The organism is Pseudomonas sp. NPDC087614 (assembly GCF_044743485.1).
Lineage (GTDB): Bacteria > Pseudomonadota > Gammaproteobacteria > Pseudomonadales > Pseudomonadaceae > Aquipseudomonas > Aquipseudomonas baetica_A.
Genome location: NZ_JBIUWN010000015.1, coordinates 82515 through 100260, shown reverse-complemented (window position 1 = coordinate 100260; position 17746 = coordinate 82515). Strand labels below are relative to the sequence as shown.

The window sequence follows — 17746 nt, the reverse complement described above, 5'->3', positions numbered from 1 at the left end:
GATAGAGTGGAAATCCAGCCAGATCAAGTTTTTGGATGATGGGTGCGACAGCCTCAACATCAATCTGTAGGTTGATGCCCCTTCCAAACGGCTTAATCAACGGCGCAGCAAGCCATTGTCCCGCGTCCGAATCAATCTGCTCAAGCATCACTTGAGCACCATTCAAATCAAGGTATGCAAATCCGTCTTCCGGGCGTTGATAAGCTATTTTAAACCCTAAGCAAGAAACCCAAAAAGCTAGGCTGCTATCCAGGTTGGTGACCATTAACTCCGGAACCAGTTTGTTACGCTCGAACATGAGATGACTTCCATTTCAAAATGCTAATTCGTGCAGGCGGCAGGTTCTGCACTTATGGCTTCGATGCCGCGACGTGATTGTGGCGAGCCCGATGATGCATGTTCGGGTTGGAATTATCGAGTCGCGTTGAGTGGCAGCTTTTGGCCGGTTAGCGACCGTCGCTCTGATTAGCCATCCTTGTCTTTCCACACGTGGATAACCTTCCAGGCGGTCAGTCGGCTTCTGATTTCGAGAAAGGGTTGGTTAGCTTGCCTCCTGGGGAGCGAGTGGCGACTGTAAAGACCACGGCCAAGGAAGTTGCTGATTCGCTTGGGTGGAAGAAAGATAGCCGTCTCAGTAGGATGAATTCGAGAGACGTTTTTTATTTACTCGGTTGATACCCAGCGTGGTAGATTCGAGCAGTTAAATGGTAGGAGCGGAGCGCATATGGGAGATGTTAAGTTTGATCTTAGTCCTGTAGATAACTAAAAAGACTCTTCTGGTGGTTATGAACTGAGGGTTAAGTAATGGCATGTGTGAAGCTGGTTGAGTATGCAGGTGAGCTGATTTCGCGCGGCTATATATTTAGACTGCCAGCAAGTTGGCCGTATGAAAGTGTTGTGGATTTCATGGTTGTTGACCTCCCGGATGAGAAATTTGGTCACTCTTTGGTCGTTGCGTCTGGAAATAAGTCAGGGTTGATGCTCATTCAGCTCCCTATCGAAAGCCGTGCTCCTGGTCACGGGATTTCGACAAGGTGGCTGATTGATAACTGGAGTAAATGGGTGTACCCGGAGTGTGATGTGAACGATGTTTTCTTATATGAGAGGTCGGCTGCTCCTAGTTGGGTAAGCACCGCTTGAAAGTAGTACTTGTATGTGTATGGACGGCTTTTGGTTTCGCTTTGCTACGGTGGAGGGCTTGGGGGGAGATGTCTTCGAATGGTGCTTTGAATCGCCCCGAGTTTCATAGCTGCTCTCGAGTCTCAGGGATACCAGCCCAGTCCCAGTAAGACTGTCCGCTTCTGGCCGATAGCTGTCACACAGGAGGAGCCACTATGCTTGTGAGAATCTATCGGGCCGGCATGGGTAAAGGGCACTGGACGCCATGCCGTCAATGATTTCCTCGCTGGCAAGGCGCCCGACTATCGCCGCCAAAGTAATTCCGGGGTGCATTGCGCAAACGTAGACGCCGACCACTTTGGGTAGATAACCGATAATGGGGATACCATCGGAAGGTATGGGTCTGAGTCCGACACAAGCGCTCTCCAGATCTATTGAATTGACCCCATGGAGTTCGTTCCGGATAATCTTGGCAGTTCGAAGTGCGACCGCTGACGGTTGATTCTCGATGGAGTCGTCCAGGTAATCTTCTGCCGCCAGCAACGCTCCGTCCGAGCATTGTCTTATTTCCATTTCGGGGCTGGAGATCAGAGTGCGCACGAGGTTGGGTTGTGACTTGTAGCGGATGAAAATGGCAGGCGAGGCCATTATTGGTAGGGACACCTCAAGCATGTCTGTCAGCTTCGTAATGCCTGTCCCGGCTGCTAATACGACTATATCGGCATCGATGCTGCCGCTTGTTGTTTCAACCCCGGACACCTTTGCACCATGCGTTACAAAACCGAGAACTCGCGTCTGAGTAAGAATCTTCGCCCCACATGCCTCGGCTCCCGCGATTAACGCATGCGTAGCTGCTACTGCGTCGAGCGCCCCTTCTTCCGCCATAAATAAAGCAGACTCAGGAGGATTCTTAAGATTTGGCTCAAGGTCGAGAATCTGCGATAGACAGACCAAGTTATCCGATGCCTGTTTACCCGAACCCGACAGCGCCGCATTCGGCATCACGCTGTATGACAAGGCGCCTGTCCATCGTATCTCCATACCAGGCAGCTGTGTTTCGAGTCGGCGGTACTCTTTGATGGCAGAAGCGCGCAGTTGCGCAATTGGGTCAGATTCGGGGTGCGTAGTATTGATCCAGGCGAATGAACTCCCAGTCACTCCAGACGCTATGCTTTCCGCCTCGACCAAGATGACATTCGCACCTTTACTAGCTAGGTGATACGCAAGTGACGCGCCTACGATTCCTGCACCAATGACAACGACTCGTTCGCGCTGACCATTTCCCATATCAACCTCCGTTTTGTCGACGTGCCGATGGTACGACAGCTGGATGCTTTTCGAATGTCCGCTTCTGGCCGAAAGCAGATGTTCCCAACCGACTGTTTTGAAAAGTGGGGGACCGTTTTATTTTCTGGAGTAAATCATTCCCCTTTGAAAGCAAATCGGCACGAGTTCTCGGCTCAATGTTCGGAGGGTTGACCCAGCTCCGCGCCAAGGGCTCGCTCGATAAGCGCCTTTTTGAACGCCATCGACGCATCCTGAATCGCTTCGGCGCTCATTGGGCCTTTAACGAACTGATCAATCAGCTCTTTCGGGATCGAAGGAAACTGAGGTTTGGCCTCCGAGGCCGGTTTCTTTTTGGTCGGCATACATGCTCCTTTTCAACATGTTACGCCCGAACACAAAATTTCTGACAGTCTCTCTTTCGTGGGATCCGAGACGCAATGAGGATTCCGATAAACACCAACGTTTAAAAAGACATCTCCAGACACTCTCTCAGGCTACACATCCTTGCGTAATTGCCTACAGCTACGCCAGAATCCGCCGGCTTGTGCGCCTTGGGGGCGGGTTCTATTGTGGTGCGGTCGCTGATGAATCAGCGATCGGGTTTAGCGACTCGACTTATAAATAGGTGCATCAGCGTTCCATGCTTTGTCGCAGATTCAATGTCTGCGACTTCGCTATGGTGGCTGTATGCGGGAGACCCTTGGGTCTGCCGGGTGCCTATAACCGGTTCGCTAACCTGCGTACAGCCGCCACCTTTCTGTTTAGCGACAGCTCTGGGCGGCTCCATTCTTATAGGAGCTTCACCATGATCAAACCAACACCCAACCCGCCCGAAACCGACTCGGTTTCCCCCTACGAATCCCTCGACTCAAAAAAACTCCACGAAGCCGCCGACCGTGCGCTCGACCATTACCTCTGTCCGCCCGGTTCCACGCCGCCTCCACGTAAAAACCGTGGGATGTACGCCGTGACGGCGGACAACAAAAATGAAGAACTGCTGCTCGATGCCAGTGAAACACTCGCTTCGGCGCAAACCATCGCCCAGAACGTCGCCAGCCTGTTGCCGGCGTCGCAGCGTCGGGCGTTGTTGGGGATTGCTCAGTTGATCATGCTCGGGGAGCTGGCGGTGAATCGGGCGTTGGATAATCTGCAAGTGCCGGGGTGATTCGGCTGTCGGGATCACCTGATGATTGATTGGGTGTCCATTCTGGCGCCTTCGCGGGCAAGCCCGCTCCCACGGGGTTTTATGCTGATTGCAGATGTTGTGTACGACGCTGAAAGCTGTGGGCGCGGGTCGGGTGCTGTCCTGCGCCGTTTTCGTGTGGTTATTGAGGCGCCTTATTTGAACATGTGCCGGGAAACCTCAATGAGGCTGACACCGTTCTGCGACTAAACATTAGGTGGCAGCTATACGCAGGTTAGTCGACCGGCATCCCAAGCTTTACCGGCGCTCTCGAAAGCGCCCTGCGCACAGCCGCCATTGAGTGCAGGCATGGAAATACCCGACTGAATAACAGCTTGCGAACTTGAGATAACACCGAGCGACTAAACCCGATCACTGACCCTTCAGTGACGCGAACCAAGTTACTGGCGACCCCAAGCCGCACAAGCCGGCGGATTCTGGCGTAGTTGTAGGCAAAGGCGCAGGCGCTGTAGCCTCATGGCTGATGCCAAAATGATGCTGCGTTTTACCGGGCCTGCTCGCGATGCGGCCTTCAAAATTCACTCAAGAACTGACCTTCACCTCACGCCCAAACCGCTCCCGATACACCGACGGCGGCACCCCGACCACGCCACGAAACGCCACCCGGAAACTCTCCACCGACCGATAACCACAGCGTTCGGCGATCTGTTCGGTGTGCTGATCGGTGCTTTCCAGCAACTCTCGCGCCCGGGCCAGGCGTTCATGCTGCAACCACGCTTTGGGCGTCTGACCGCTGGCCTCGCTGAAGCGCCGCAAAAAAGTGCGCTCACTCATCGCCGCTTCACTGGCCAGATCGCGCACCTCCAGCGGTTCATGCAAGCGCTCGCGCGCCCACTGCATCACCCGCGACAGGTCATTGCGCGGCGTCGCGCTCACCGGGGTTGGAATGAACTGCGCCTGCCCGCCGGTACGCTGCGGCGACATCACCAGGCGTCGCGCCACTGAGTTGGCGACTTGAGTGCCGCAGTCCCGCGCCACCAGGTGCAGGCAGGCGTCGATGCCGGCTGCGCTGCCTGCCGAGGTAATCAACTGGCCGGCGTCGACGTAGAGCACATCCGGATCGACCGCAATCGTCGGATAGCGTTGCGCCAATTCCGTGGTGTAGCGCCAATGGGTGGTGGCGCCGTGGCCGTCGAGCAGGCCGGTGGCTGCCAGGACAAATACCCCGGAACAAATCGACAACAAGCGAGCGCCACGCTCATGGGCTTGCCGTAACGCATCGATCAAGGCTGGAGGCACCGCCGCATTCCGGTCGCGCCAGCCGGGAATGATGATGGTGCGGGCCTCGGCCAGCAGTTCCAGACCGCCGTCGGCCAACACCTGAATCCCGCCCATGGCGCGCATCGGCCCTTGATCGACCGCAGCAATCGCATGCTCGTACCAAGGGAAATCGAACTCCGGCCGGGCCAGACCGAAGATCTCCACGGCGATGCCGAACTCGAAAGTGCAGAGGCCGTCGTAGGCCAGAATCGCGACCAGACCTGGTGATGTTGGCATTTGGCGGAAAATTCCCGATGAGTGTCTTGTCCGCCACTGTAGCGGCAGGCTGCGGCTCGATAAAGTCTGTTCATACCCGATCAGATGAAGGAGCAATACCCGATGCCCAGCCTTGTTCGCGAAATTCCTGCCGCTCCCTCGGCGATTGCCCTGATGCATTTCAGCAACCGTCTGACCTTCGAAACCGATTGTTCCGACGTATTCAGCAGCCAAGAGGCCGGTGAGGTCGACTTTGTGTTGGTCGATGTGCGTGGACCGCTGGCTTTCGAGCGTGGCCATGTGCCGGGCGCGATCAATATGCCGGGGCGCTTGCTGACGGCTGAAGGTTTGGCGAGTTACTCGAAAAACACGCTGTTCGTGGTCTATTGCGCGGGCCCACATTGCAACGGCGCCAACAAGGCAGCGGTGAAACTGGCGGCGCTGGGTTACCCGGTCAAGGAAATGATCGGCGGCGTGACCGGGTGGCTGGATGAGGGTTTTTCGCTCAGTGATTCGTCTGTTGCCGCAGTGTCACTCGGTTGCGAATGCTGACGCTTTTCAAGGTTTATTGAACGAAAGCAGCGCTTGTCCTACAGCCTTTGCACCACGACGGCGCACCTGTTGACCCCGGTCAGCCGGTGCGCCGATCTTCTGTAAGTATTTGTCGCTTAAAAACAATTTGCCCTGTGCGCGCCGCCATAGACTGCCGGCCACTTCGGTTTTTTGCCGTTAACTGGCCATGACCGAACGTTGAATCGAAGCTGCCAATAAAAGCCTCCGCACACAGGAGTTATAAATGAAGAAGCTAGTGATGTTTGGTGCCCTGGCACTGTCGATGTTGTCCCTGACCGCTGTGGCCGAAGACGCCAAGCCGATCCGCATCGGTATCGAAGCCGGTTACCCGCCATTCTCGATGAAAACCCCTGACGGCAAACTCGCCGGCTTCGACGTGGATATCGGCGATGCGCTGTGTGAGCAGATGAAAGTCAAATGTACCTGGGTCGAGCAGGAATTCGACGGCCTGATCCCGGCGCTGAAAGTGAAAAAAATCGACGCGATCCTGTCCTCGATGACCATCACTGACGATCGCAAGAAAAACGTCGATTTCACCATCAAGTACTACCACACGCCTGCACGTTTCGTGATGAAGGAAGGTTCGGGTGTCAAAGACCCGCTGACCGAACTCAAAGGCAAGAAAGTCGGCGTACTGCGTGCCAGTACCCACGACCGCTACGCCACCGAAGTGCTGGTCCCGGCCGGGATTGATCTGGTGCGCTACGGCTCGCAGCAGGAAGCCAACCTCGATATGGTCTCCGGTCGCCTCGACGCGATGCTGGCCGACTCGGTCAACCTGAGCGACGGTTTCCTGAAAACCGACGCCGGCAAAGGCTTTGAATTCGTCGGCCCGACCTATGAAGACGCCAAATACTTCGGCGGCGGCGCCGGTATTGCAGTGCGCAAGGGCGATACCGCGCTGGCTGAGCAATTCAACAAGGCCATCACCGAAATCCGCGCCAACGGCAAGTACAAGCAAGTGCAGGACAAGTACTTCGACTTTGACGTGTACGGCCATTAATACGCTGTAGAAAAAGTGGCCCCGTTAACGCGGTGGCCACTTTTTTACGCTCTGATCAACACGAGAACGTTGTGGGAGCGGGCTTGCTCGCCAATACGGTTTGACATTCAACCGTTTCGTGGGCTGATACACCGTATTGGCGAGCAAGCCCGCTCCCACAGGGGATCTCAGTGATCCGTTATTCAGGAGTTACCCATGCAACGCATCGACCATGTTCTGCCCTGGAGCCACCTGGGCAGCGAACGTTCCCTCAGCGTGTTTCGTTACGGCGCCGGCACCCGCAAGGTTTACATTCAGGCCAGCCTGCACGCCGATGAACTGCCAGGCATGCGCACCGCGTGGGAGCTCAAACAACGTCTGAATGAACTCGAAGCCCAAGGCCGTTTGCAAGGTGTGGTTGAGCTGGTGCCGGTGGCCAACCCGATCGGCCTGGATCAACACCTGCAAGGCGCGCACATGGGCCGTTTCGAACTGGGCAGCGGCAAGAATTTCAACCGTGCCTTCGTCGAACTCAGCGCCCCGGTGGCGGCGTTGATCGGTGATCAATTGGGCGCCGATGCTGACGCCAACATCGCGCTGATTCGCCAAGCCATGGGTCAGGTTTTCGATGACCTGCCGGCACCGGCCTCGCCACTGGAAGCGCTGCACCGTTTGTTGCTGCGCCATGCCTGTGATGCCGACATCACCCTCGACCTGCATTGCGATTTTGAAGCCTCGATTCACCTCTACGCGCTGCCGCAACACTGGCCGCAGTGGCAATCGCTGGCGGCGCGGTTGAAGGCTGGCGTGGCGTTGCTGTGTGAGGACTCTGGCGGCAGCTCGTTCGATGAGTCCTGCTCGACGCCGTGGCTGCGCCTGGCGCGGGCGTTCCCCGACGCGGCGATTCCACCGGCCAACCTCGCGACAACGCTGGAGCTGGGCAGCATGGGCGATACGCGTGTCGATCAGGCTCAGGCCAATTGCGAGGCGATTCTCGGGTTTCTCGCCGAGCAAGGGTTCATCAGCGGCGAATGGCCGGCAGCGCCGAAAGAGTGCTGTGAGGGGATGCCGTTCGAAGGCACCGAATATTTGTTCGCGCCGCACCATGGTGTGGTGAGTTTCCTGCGCAATGCGGGCGAGTGGGTAGAGAAGGGCGATGCGTTGTTTGAGGTGGTTGATCCCCTTCAGGATCGCGTGACCACGATCCACGCCGGCACCAGCGGGGTGTTGTTTGCGATTGATCGTGGGCGCTATACCGAGCCGGGTATCTGGCAGGCGAAAGTGGCGGGGCGGGTGCCGTTTCGCACGGGCAAACTGACGAACGACTGACAGATTTTTGCTGTGTTCAGAGGCTCCTTCGCGGGCAAGCCCGCTCCCACGGGTTTTGTGAACGGCACAGATTATTGTGTGTGGCTTGCCAGCGAAGGCGGCATCAGCAATCCCCGTCATTTGGATCCTCGTTTCAGGGTGTTAGGCTCACCCCAAACCCTGCACCCAGTGGAGGAAAACGTATGTTGAAGGTGTTTGCTCTGTTGACCCTGCTGGCGTCCAGCGCTGTTCAGGCTCAAACCACCCTGCAAAGCGATCTGCCGCTCAAGTACATCGAACAGGTTCACCCAGACGCCGATCCGCGTCCGCTGGTGATTTTCCTGCACGGCTACGGCAGTAACGAGGCCGATCTGATCGGCATGAAATTCCAGCTGCCGGCGCAGTACAACTACCTCTCCGTGCAGGCTCCGTTGGCGTTGGGTGAAGGGCGATTCCAGTGGTTTCGCAAAAAAGGCGAAGGCGCCTACAACGGCGAGACTGATGATCTGAAGGTCAGCGGTCAGAAGCTGAGGGATTTTGTCGCGCAAGCGGCGAAGAAATATCACACCACGCCGGACAAGGTGTACCTGATCGGTTTCAGTCAGGGCGCCATGATGACCTACGAGGTGGGGCTGCGCCCACCCGTGGCCGTGGGCGGCATCGCGGCGTTGAGCGGGCGTTTATTGCCGGTGTTGAAAGCCGAGCTCAGGCCTGAACAACAACCGCTGCCGCTGAGCATCTTCATCGGCCATGGCACCGCCGATGATCGCGTGCCGTATCGCGACGGCACTGCCGCCAACGAGCGGCTGCAGAAGCTCAAATACACACCGCAGTTTCACGCTTATCCCGGGGTCGGCCACAGCATCAGCGCGGCCGAACTGCGGGATCTGAATGGCTGGTTGCAGCAACTCAATCCTTGAGGATGGTTTTCACCAGCGCATCGTGACCTTGCTTGTCGCTGACCCGCGAGATCACCTGGACCAGTGCCATCTTCGTACCGGAACCGGCCATCAACGTGGTGTTGAGCGTCTGGCCGCCGCCCTGAGTGGCGGTGCTGTCGACCTGACGCAGGCCCAGCCCTGTGCCTTTGCGGGTCAGGCTTTTTTCGCTGAGTTTGTTGAAGTCCGGCAAGGCTTTGCGCTGGGCGTCGATGAAGTCAGAGACGCTACCGTCGAGGAACTCGCTGTCGTTGTCCTTGACGTTGTTGCCTTCGGGAATCTGGTTTTCGGCGGCGATGACCACGGTTTTAGTCGCCTGGTTGGTGTACATGGTGCCCTTGGCGCCGGTCGGGCTAGCGGGTAGCGGGTCGGCAACGAAGCCTTTGGGCAGCACGAAGGTGAACTTGCCACCCAGCATCGAGACCTTCTCGGTGGCGGCTTTTTCCTTGGGCTTGGCCGCTTGAGCGTTGATGGCGCCTAGACCGGCGACAGCCGCGACTAACAGGACGACGGCTTTTTTGCTCAGCAATGACATGGGAATCTCCGGTGAATGGTCGCGCGAGGCGGGCGATCATCCCACGGAGCATGCAGAGCATTCCAGCGCGATTCGTCTGACGGGTTATTGCGTCTGTTGCCTGGGGGCGGGGCGGGCCAATAGCAGCCTGGTGACGCCCAGCATCGCCACCGACACCGCCACTCCCAAGGCAAATCCACCAAGGCCCAGGGTCGGCAATGTCAGTGCCGAGACCAGACAAAACGCCGAGAACGAATACATTCCCGTCGCGGTCGCCCGTAGCAGTGCGGCGGTAAATTCAGGGCCGCGGGTTTGCTGGGAAAACACCGCCATCACACTGCCAAGCACCGGGAACACCGCAAGCAGGCCGCTCCAGCGTTCGCCGACAGTGCTTGCGAGCATGGTCACCACCAGCGTCAGCGCGGCGCCGGCGATCATCCGCCAGATCAATCTGTCCGACTTCGGAACCGGACTGCTGAGCGGCGGCTGCACGTTGGGAAACAGGTAGGGCGCCGCCAGTAGGGCAACCGCCGCCGCCAGCACCGAAAACGGCAGAGACGCGGGAATCCGTGACAGTACCAGTGCCAGCAAAGCCCAGACCGCCAGGGACATGCTCAACGCCCAAGCCCAGTTGGCCCGTTGCGCGACCTGCGCGTAGGTGATGCAGAACGCAATCATCGCGAACATCGCTGACAACGCGGCCACCGCTGATTGCGCTGCAAACGCTGGGCCCTGTTCGATGGCGAGGAAAAACAGGATCGGCCCAACGACCACCGGCAACCCCGACAGCCACCCGGCCACGCTTGGCCCCCAGTGTTTGCCCGCCAAAGATATCAGCAGCAGAAAACCGGGAATCAACAGCAACTTGAGGATCAGCACGCAGGTGTCTCCGTCGGGTGAGAGGCGGTCACGGTAGCATCGCTGTCAACGGATTGCCGCATATGTGAGGCTTTGTTGTATACAAAATGCCGAAGGCACACAGGCTATGCTTTGTCTATCAGGGTTTACCGGAGTCGATGACGTGATGAGCAGAACACAGAATGTCTGGCGTGGGTGCTGCGCCATCGGCTTGTGGGCCTTGCTGGTGGCGCCTGCCTGGGCCAACTGGCAGGACGAAGTGCCCGGCGCCAGAATCATCGGCACCGGCGATTTCAGTGTGTTCGGTTTCGACGTTTATAACGCGCGGCTGTGGAGCGCCGCCCAACCGCTGGTGGAGGGGCAGCCCTTTGCGCTGGAGTTGATCTACCTGCGCAGGATTTCTCGCGACGATCTGGTCGAGGCCAGTGTGGATGAAATCAAACGTCTGGCGGGTTCTTCGATCAGCCCGGCGCAACTGGCCGTCTGGCAGACGCAAATGCAGCAGGCGTTCGTCGACGTCCGTGCAGGCACCCGCATCACCGGGGTTTATTTGCCGGGGCAGGGGGCGCGGTTTTTTGTTGGCCAACAGTTGCAGCACGAAATCGACGACCCACAGTTCGCCCGCGCATTTTTTGATATCTGGTTGAGTCCACGTACACGCAGTCCCGAATTGCGTCAGCAACTACTGGGTGTGGCCGGATCCTGAGCTTTCATCACAGGGGGCGAAACGTCTAAGCTGCGTCTTTCGACTTGTTTCTGGATGTGTGCGTGAAATTCAGCTTGCCCAAAATCGCCACCGCGCCGTTTTGCCCGCCGGAAGTGGCTGGCAGCGTTGCGGTAGATCCCAATGCTTCGTTTTTCAAGCGCGTGCTGCGCTTCGCCGGCCCTGGCTTGCTGGTGTCGATCGGCTATATGGATCCGGGCAACTGGGCGACGGCGATCGAGGCGGGTTCGCGGTTTGGCTACAGCCTGCTGTTTGTCGTGCTGCTGGCGAGTCTGGCTGGCATGGTCGTGCAATGCCTGTGTTCGCGCCTGGGCATCGCCACCGGCCGCGATCTGGCGCAATTGTCCCGCGAGCGCTACAGCACCCCGACTGCGCGGCTGCAATGGGTGTTGGCAGAGATCTCGATTATTGCCACCGACCTTGCCGAAGTCCTTGGTTGCGCGCTGGCGTTTCACTTGTTGCTTGGTTGTTCGCTGACGTTCGGTATCGCGCTGACAGCCTTCGATACGTTGCTGGTGTTGGCCCTGCAGAATCGCGGGTTCCGCCGCCTCGAAGCGATCATGCTGGTGTTGGTCGCCACCATTGGCGTGTGTTTTTTCGTTGAATTGTTGCTGATCAAGCCGTACTGGCCGGACGTGGCTCAGGGCTTCAAACCGTCACTGGCCGCCATCAGCGATGCCGCGCCGTTGTACCTGGCGATCGGCATTCTGGGCGCCACCGTCATGCCGCATAACCTTTATTTGCACACCTCCATCGTGCAGACGCGGATGATCGGTAAGGATCTGGCGAGCAAACAGGACGCGGTGAAACTCGCGCGCATCGACACCATCGGTTCGCTGGCGCTGGCGTTACTGGTCAACGCGGCAATTCTGATCCTCGCGGCGGCCGCTTTTCACCAGTCCGGTCATACCGACGTGGTAGAGATTCAGGATGCCTATCACCTGCTGGACCCACTGGTGGGCGGCGCGCTGGCCAGCGTGCTGTTCGGTGTGGCGTTGCTCGCGTCCGGGCAGAGCTCGACCTTTACCGGCACCATCGCCGGCCAGGTGATCATGGAGGGTTACCTGAATCTGCGGATTCCCTGCTGGCAACGGCGGCTGATTACCCGAGGACTGGCGTTGATTCCGGCGTTCATCGGTGTTTGGCTCATGGGTGACGGCGCAGTGGGCAAATTGCTGGTGCTCAGCCAGGTGGTGTTGAGCCTGCAACTGCCGTTTGCCTTGTATCCGCTGATTCGCATGACCAACGACAAGCAACTGATGGGGCCATTCGTGAACCGCTGGCCGACTCGCGTGCTGGCGTGGGGCTTGTTTGTGCTGATCAGCGGGGCCAATAGCTGGTTGATTTTGCAATTGGCGGTCTGAGCGACTGACTAATCTATTCGCACACCTTCGTCGGCTGGGTGTGGCTGGACCCGGCCCTGGGTATTGTCGGCGCCATTGTCATCGCCAAATGGGCCTACAACCTGATGCGTGACAGCGCTGCCGTATTGCTCGACGCCACCGATGAGCCCGGTGCATGAGCTATCGCACCTGACCATCGAATTGCACCGCGCCTAACGCTGTACCTCGCTGAACAGTGGAATGCGCCCGTTAAGAGAAGGGCGGTAGTGCCAGCTCAGGCGATCAAGATCGATGCCGAGATCGACGATTGCCTTGACCGTTGCGCTGGCAATCGTCATCGCCAGCGCTTGCCCCGGACACTGATGGCGACCGCTGCCAAAACTGAAACTGCGGCGGTTGGGGCGATCCAGTGCAAACCGGTCGGGGTTTTCATTGAGTGCAGGATCACGGTTGGCCGAGGCCAGTAGCAGCACAATCACCTGGCCCGCCTCCAGGCGAACCCCGTCGATGTCGCAGGAGGTTGCGACAAATCGCCGGGTGTTCTGCACCGCAGGGTCGAAGCGCTGCACTTCAGCCAGTAGCGCCTCAATGGAGGCTGTGCGTAGCGCTGGGGCTCGCCGCAAAGCCACCAGCGCATTGCCGATCAATCCTGCGCACGCTTCAAACGTCTGTGAGCAGAGACCGATCAGGTTGGCGATCAGGGTTTGCTCGCTCCCCTCGAATCGCTGCGTGATGCCGGCCAGCAAAGTCGTTTGCTCCCGCGGGCCGGCGAGCAACTCGGTGAAATATCCGTGCAACTGCTGCGCCGCTGCGTGGGCGGCCGCCAGTTGCACGTCATTGCTCAACGGTGACAGGCACGCGACAAAATCCCCGGTCAACTCACTGATTGCCCGAGCCTGTGCGGGGGCGAACCCGAGCAACACCGCGACCACACAGACCGGCCCCCTGAACATGGCTTTATGCACGCCATCGGCGTTCGCGCAGATCAGGCGTGCGCTCACCAACGCCTGAACTTCATCGCTGTCGACCAGCGTCAATGCCGGCTCGATGGCCGAACGTGGACAGCGCTGGGTTTCGTCTTCGTTCATTCGCATCAACTGACCGAAGACTTTACCGGCCATGCCCTCGGCGATCGCTTTGGGCACCGGCTCCTGCACCGGACGCACCCGGCAGTCGGGATGAGCCAGAACCGCACAAACCGCACGGGCCGTGCTGGCGACCCACAATTTCAGTTCGGGGTGAAACATCAGCCCTCCCTCGGCGCGCAGTGTTTCGTAATACGGGTAGGGGTCGGCATGCGTCGCCGCGACGATCGGGTCCATGTTCGTAGCCTTGTCGGAGAGGAAAGTGTTGCTACTATCTCCAGTCTGTAACGGCGATGATTCGTCGGGGAGCGAAATATGCACGCAGAACATCAAGACATCGGCGTCTCGCAAGTGGCCGCCGCCATCGCGGAACCGACCCGGACGAAAATCCTCTGCGCGCTGATGGACGGTCACGCCCGCACCAGCACGGAGCTGGCGGCTATCGGCGAAGTCAGTGCGTCCACCGCCAGCGCGCACCTGAGCAAACTGAAGGATCTGGCGTTGGTGCGTCTGCATGTGCAGGGCCGCCATCGTTATTACAGCCTCGCCGACAAACGCGTCGCCCAGGCGCTGGAAGCCCTGATGGTGATCGGCCAGAGCGCCGCGCCGACCTTCAAGCCGCACACGCCGGATCGCCTGCAATTTGCCCGCACCTGTTACGACCACATGGCCGGAACGTTGGCGGTGTTGCTGCATGACCGTTTGATCGATGCCGGGTGGCTGGTGGAAACCGACGAGCAGACGTATCGCTTGAGTGACAGTGGCGCGGCGTTATTTGCAGGGTTGGGTATTGAAGTGCAGGACTTGAATGCACTGCGCCGCAAGTTTGCCTGCCCGTGCCTGGATTGGAGCATGCGCCGGCCACACCTAGGGGGGGCGCTGGGCGCTGCACTGCTGCAAACCGCGTTGGAGCGCAAATGGGTGACGCAGGATCTGGACAGTCGGGCATTGGCGCTGACAGCGGCGGGGCACAGAGCGCTCAGCGCGCGGTTCGGTATCCAATTGGCGGCGCAAGCAAGGCTTAAAACATCGCCGTCCGTGGCAACGCCTGCCGATCATGGCGTTCCCCTGTAGCGGCGAGCGTTTGATCTGCTTTGCACCTTGTGCCAATCCAATAGACTCGATACTGTATATGCAACCAGTAAAGAGCCTTCGCCATGCAAATCATCGACAAGCTCAGCATCCTCGCCGACGCCGCCAAGTACGACGCATCCTGCGCGAGCAGCGGTGCGCCCAAGCGCAGTTCCGAGGGCAAGAGCGGAGTAGGCTCGACCGATGGCATGGGCATTTGCCACAGCTACACGCCGGACGGGCGCTGCGTGTCGCTACTGAAGATTCTGCTGACCAATTTCTGTCTTTACGACTGCCAATACTGCGTCAACCGCCGTTCCAGCGACGTGCCGCGTGCCCGTTTCACGCCGGAAGAAGTCGTGGCGTTGACCCTGGATTTCTATCGGCGCAACTGTGTCAGCGGGCTGTTTCTCAGCTCCGGGATCATCCGCTCCGCGGACTACACCATGGAGCAACTGGTGCGGGTTGCGAAGCTTCTGCGCGAAGAGCACGAGTTTCGCGGTTATATCCACCTCAAGACCATTCCCGAAGCTGACCCGGCACTGATCGAGGAGGCCGGGCGTTACGCCGATCGCTTGAGCGTCAACATCGAGTTGCCCACCGATGCCAGCCTGCAAACCCTGGCGCCAGAGAAACAGATTGTCTCGATCAAACAGGCTATGCGGACCATCTACACCGGCGAACAGACCGTGCGCAACGAACCACGCGCGCCTAAATTCGCGCCGGCCGGGCAAAGCACCCAGATGATCGTCGGCGCTGACGACACCGACGACAGCACCATTCTCCACAGTGCGCAGGCGTTGTACGGCAACTTCCGGCTGCGCCGGGTTTACTATTCGGCGTTCAGTCCGATCCCCGACAGCCCGAAAAGCGTACCGCTGGCTGCGCCCCCCTTGATGCGTGAGCATCGGTTGTATCAGGCCGATTTTCTCTTGCGCAGCTATGGCTACAGCGCCGGTGAGCTGCTCAAGGGGCCGGGGAATCTGGCGCTGGATATCGATCCGAAACTGGCGTGGGCGTTGCAGAATCGCGAGGTGTTTCCGCTGGACCTCAATCGTGCTGAACCGGCCCTGATCGCCCGTATTCCCGGTATTGGCCTGCGCACCACCGAACGCCTGGTGGAGCTGCGCCGACAGCGGCGGATTCGCTACGAGGACGTGGCGCGCATGCGGTGCGTACTGGCCAAAGCCAGGCCGTTCATCATCACCAGCGATTACCATCCGCAGCAAGCCGAGGTCACCAGTCATATGCTGTATCAGCAATTGCGCGACCGGCCGATGCCGCAACAGATGGGGTTGTGGGGATGATCGATCTGGATTGCGATGACCTGTTCGACACTTGGCGGCAACAGGCTCGCTGGTTACTGAGCCATGAAATCGATCCGAGCCTGGTGAGCTGGGCCTCGGAAGGGGTGGGCGATCTGTTTGCCGGCGACCAGTCCGTGCCCAAAGGCCAAGGGCCGTTTCAGGCGCGCATCCCGCGTACCTTGCTCGACACCCTGGAGCGTGCAGCCAGTTATCGGGGCGACCAGCGCTGGAGCCTGCTGTATGAAGTGTTGTGGCGCGTCAGTCACGGCGACCGCACGGCGATGATGGCCGGCGACAAGCTGGGCAGTGAATTGCAGCGGCGGATCAAGCAAGTTCAGCGCGAAGCGCATCACCTCCATGCATTCGTGCGCTTCATCGAGCGACCGAAAGATCTGCCAGGGCCGCAATACGTGGCGTGGCATGAACCGGCCCACGACATCCTGCACTGTGCCAGTGAGCATTTCGTCGCACGCATGGGCCGCCACCGCTGGTTGATCGCCACACCCCGTGACGGGGTGTATTACGACGGCGAACAATTGATCCATCAGCGCCGGTGCCCCGTGGAGTGGCAGCAATTGGCGCAGAACGTCGATGATCCGCATGGCGATCTCTGGTTGACCTATTACAGCCACATCTTCAACCCGGCGCGGTTGAATCCAAAAGTCATGCAAGGGCATTTGCCGGTGCGCTTCTGGAAAAACCTGCCGGAGGGGGAGTTGATTCCCGGGCTGATTACTCAGGCGCGCATGGGCAAACAACAGGATGGGCAAGCGAGCGGGATTGCCGGTCGGTCGGGTAAACGTATTGCGCATAAATAAACGATCAAATAAAAAGCCCCCAACGGATCACTCCGTGGGGGCTTTCTTGCATCTGCGGCCGTCAGATCAAACCTTGACGATCCAGCCCGCTGGCGCTTCGATGTCGCCGGTTTGCACGCCGGTCAGTTCTTTGTAGAGCTTCTGGGTCACAGGGCCGACTTCGGTTTCGCTGTGGAATACGTGCAGATGGTCGTTGTAGCTGATGCCACCGATCGGGGTGATCACGGCAGCAGTGCCGCAAGCGCCGGCTTCCTTGAAGTCGGAGAGCTTGTCGATCAGCACATCACCTTCAACCACTTCCAGGCCCAGGCGCGATTTGGCCAGTTCGATCAGCGACAGACGAGTGATGCCCGGCAGTACCGATGGCGACTTCGGGGTCACGAATTTGTTGTCGTGGGTGATCCCGAAGAAGTTGGCCGAACCGACTTCCTCGATCTTGGTGTGGGTCATCGGATCCAGATAGATAGCGTCGGCGAAGTGGGCTTGCTTCGCTTTGGAGCCTGGCATCAGGCTGGCCGCATAGTTACCGCCGACCTTGGCTGCACCGGTGCCTTGTGGGGCGGCGCGGTCGTAGCTGGAAATCTGGAAGTTGTGCGGGGTCAGGCCGCCTTTGAAGTAGGCGCCAACCGGGATGCAGAAGATCGAGAAGATGAACTCGGGAGCAGTACGCACGCCGATGTTGTCACCCACGCCGATCACGAACGGACGCAGGTACAGCGCGCCGCCGGTGCCGTACGGCGGGATGAAACGCTCGTTGGCGCGAACCACTGCCTTACAGGCTTCGATGAACTGCTCGGTTTCCACCATTGGCATCAGCAGACGCGCGCAACTGCGTTGCATTCGCAGGGCATTCTGGTCCGGGCGGAACAGGTTGATCGAACCGTCCTTGCAACGATAGGCCTTCATGCCTTCGAAGCACTGCTGGCCATAGTGAAGGGCCGTCGAGCCTTCGCTGATGTGCAGCACGTTATCTTCGGTCAGGGTGCCTTTGTCCCACTCGCCATCGCGAAAGTACGACAGATAGCGTTTGTCGGTCTTGATGTAGTCAAAACCCAGCTTGTCCCAATTGATGCTTTCGTTACCCATGACACCCTCTATCACTGAACAACCGTCGAAACGGTTCAAGGCTTCTGACGTTT

General features: G+C 58.8%; 18 protein-coding genes and 2 pseudogenes. 12 read left to right on the top strand and 8 right to left on the bottom strand.

Annotation, left to right across the window (positions count from 1 at the left end; translation table 11 throughout):
• Positions 1-298: VOC family protein (locus ACIOWA_RS08825; RefSeq protein ID WP_401159316.1), on the bottom strand; the 298-nt coding region annotated here is incomplete at its 3' end.
• A gap of 506 nt (positions 299-804) precedes the next feature.
• Here ACIOWA_RS08825 and imm45 point away from each other — a divergent pair.
• The gene (imm45, locus tag ACIOWA_RS08820) at positions 805-1140 is read left to right on the top strand and encodes an Imm45 family immunity protein (RefSeq protein ID WP_081744377.1); all 336 of its coding nucleotides are present in this window, start codon (positions 805-807) and stop codon (positions 1138-1140) included.
• Between the two features lie 192 nt (positions 1141-1332).
• Here imm45 and ACIOWA_RS08815 read toward each other — a convergent pair whose 3' ends face one another.
• Positions 1333-2406 (bottom strand): NAD(P)/FAD-dependent oxidoreductase, encoded by a 1074-nt coding sequence (locus ACIOWA_RS08815; protein ID WP_401159314.1) that lies wholly within the window; start codon positions 2404-2406, stop codon positions 1333-1335.
• Positions 2407-2597: 191 nt separating this feature from the next.
• A pseudogene (locus ACIOWA_RS08810) lies at positions 2598-2768 on the bottom strand (IS256 family transposase); the annotation flags it as partial.
• Positions 2769-3211: 443 nt separating this feature from the next.
• Here ACIOWA_RS08810 and ACIOWA_RS08805 point away from each other — a divergent pair.
• A complete protein-coding gene (locus ACIOWA_RS08805; protein WP_339538667.1) occupies positions 3212-3571 on the top strand; it encodes a DUF6124 family protein in 360 nt (119 codons plus the stop codon).
• Between the two features lie 561 nt (positions 3572-4132).
• Here the strand turns inward: ACIOWA_RS08805 and ftrA are convergent.
• Positions 4133-5107, bottom strand: coding sequence for a transcriptional regulator FtrA (ftrA, locus tag ACIOWA_RS08800; protein ID WP_401159312.1), 975 nt, complete (start codon positions 5105-5107; stop codon positions 4133-4135).
• Between the two features lie 102 nt (positions 5108-5209).
• Here ftrA and ACIOWA_RS08795 point away from each other — a divergent pair, with 102 nt between their 5' ends.
• The 4 genes from ACIOWA_RS08795 (at position 5210) to ACIOWA_RS08780 (ending at position 8869) form a co-directional block, all read left to right on the top strand.
• A complete protein-coding gene (locus ACIOWA_RS08795) occupies positions 5210-5638 on the top strand; it encodes a rhodanese-like domain-containing protein (RefSeq protein ID WP_339434224.1) in 429 nt (142 codons plus the stop codon).
• 244 nt (positions 5639-5882) lie between these two features.
• Complete coding sequence (locus ACIOWA_RS08790) at positions 5883-6662, top strand: ABC transporter substrate-binding protein (protein WP_221733627.1); 780 nt, start codon at positions 5883-5885, stop codon at positions 6660-6662.
• 195 nt (positions 6663-6857) lie between these two features.
• Positions 6858-7970, top strand: a complete 1113-nt coding sequence (locus ACIOWA_RS08785; protein ID WP_339434222.1) for a succinylglutamate desuccinylase/aspartoacylase family protein — start codon at positions 6858-6860, stop codon at positions 7968-7970.
• A 182-nt stretch (positions 7971-8152) separates the two neighbouring features.
• Entirely contained in the window at positions 8153-8869 is a 717-nt protein-coding gene (locus tag ACIOWA_RS08780; RefSeq protein ID WP_339434221.1) for a prolyl oligopeptidase family serine peptidase, read from the top strand.
• Here the strand turns inward: ACIOWA_RS08780 and ACIOWA_RS08775 are convergent.
• Both ACIOWA_RS08775 and ACIOWA_RS08770 read right to left on the bottom strand, forming a co-directional pair.
• Positions 8859-9422 (bottom strand): hypothetical protein, encoded by a 564-nt coding sequence (locus ACIOWA_RS08775; RefSeq protein WP_221733624.1) that lies wholly within the window; start codon positions 9420-9422, stop codon positions 8859-8861. The genes ACIOWA_RS08780 and ACIOWA_RS08775 overlap by 11 nt on opposite strands.
• 84 nt (positions 9423-9506) lie before the next feature.
• Complete coding sequence (locus tag ACIOWA_RS08770; RefSeq protein WP_401159309.1) at positions 9507-10280, bottom strand: hypothetical protein; 774 nt, start codon at positions 10278-10280, stop codon at positions 9507-9509.
• Between the two features lie 145 nt (positions 10281-10425).
• Here ACIOWA_RS08770 and ACIOWA_RS08765 point away from each other — a divergent pair, with 145 nt between their 5' ends.
• The 3 genes and pseudogenes from ACIOWA_RS08765 to ACIOWA_RS08755 form a co-directional block, all read left to right on the top strand.
• Positions 10426-10965 (top strand): chalcone isomerase family protein, encoded by a 540-nt coding sequence (locus ACIOWA_RS08765; protein WP_339434219.1) that lies wholly within the window; start codon positions 10426-10428, stop codon positions 10963-10965.
• Positions 10966-11078: 113 nt separating this feature from the next.
• Positions 11079-12347, top strand: a complete 1269-nt coding sequence (locus ACIOWA_RS08760) for an Nramp family divalent metal transporter (protein ID WP_339466382.1) — start codon at positions 11079-11081, stop codon at positions 12345-12347.
• A gap of 26 nt (positions 12348-12373) precedes the next feature.
• Positions 12374-12493: pseudogene (locus ACIOWA_RS08755) on the top strand (cation transporter); the annotation flags it as partial.
• A 45-nt stretch (positions 12494-12538) separates the two neighbouring features.
• Here the strand turns inward: ACIOWA_RS08755 and ACIOWA_RS08750 are convergent.
• A complete protein-coding gene (locus tag ACIOWA_RS08750) occupies positions 12539-13648 on the bottom strand; it encodes a cytochrome P450 (RefSeq protein WP_339434217.1) in 1110 nt (369 codons plus the stop codon).
• 78 nt (positions 13649-13726) lie between these two features.
• Here ACIOWA_RS08750 and ACIOWA_RS08745 point away from each other — a divergent pair, with 78 nt between their 5' ends.
• From ACIOWA_RS08745 to ACIOWA_RS08735, 3 genes are all read left to right on the top strand, one after another.
• On the top strand, positions 13727-14485 hold the full coding sequence (locus ACIOWA_RS08745; protein ID WP_401159306.1) for an ArsR/SmtB family transcription factor: 759 nt from the start codon (positions 13727-13729) through the stop codon (positions 14483-14485).
• A gap of 83 nt (positions 14486-14568) precedes the next feature.
• Positions 14569-15789: a putative DNA modification/repair radical SAM protein gene (locus tag ACIOWA_RS08740; protein WP_339434215.1), complete on the top strand. Its 1221-nt coding sequence runs from the start codon at positions 14569-14571 to the stop codon at positions 15787-15789.
• Positions 15786-16607: a TIGR03915 family putative DNA repair protein gene (locus ACIOWA_RS08735; RefSeq protein WP_401159304.1), complete on the top strand. Its 822-nt coding sequence runs from the start codon at positions 15786-15788 to the stop codon at positions 16605-16607. Before ACIOWA_RS08740 ends, ACIOWA_RS08735 begins: the two co-directional genes overlap by 4 nt.
• Positions 16608-16673: 66 nt before the next feature.
• Here the strand turns inward: ACIOWA_RS08735 and ACIOWA_RS08730 are convergent, their stop codons facing one another.
• A complete protein-coding gene (locus tag ACIOWA_RS08730; RefSeq protein ID WP_401159302.1) occupies positions 16674-17693 on the bottom strand; it encodes a branched-chain amino acid aminotransferase in 1020 nt (339 codons plus the stop codon).
• Positions 17694-17746: the final 53 nt, after the last annotated feature.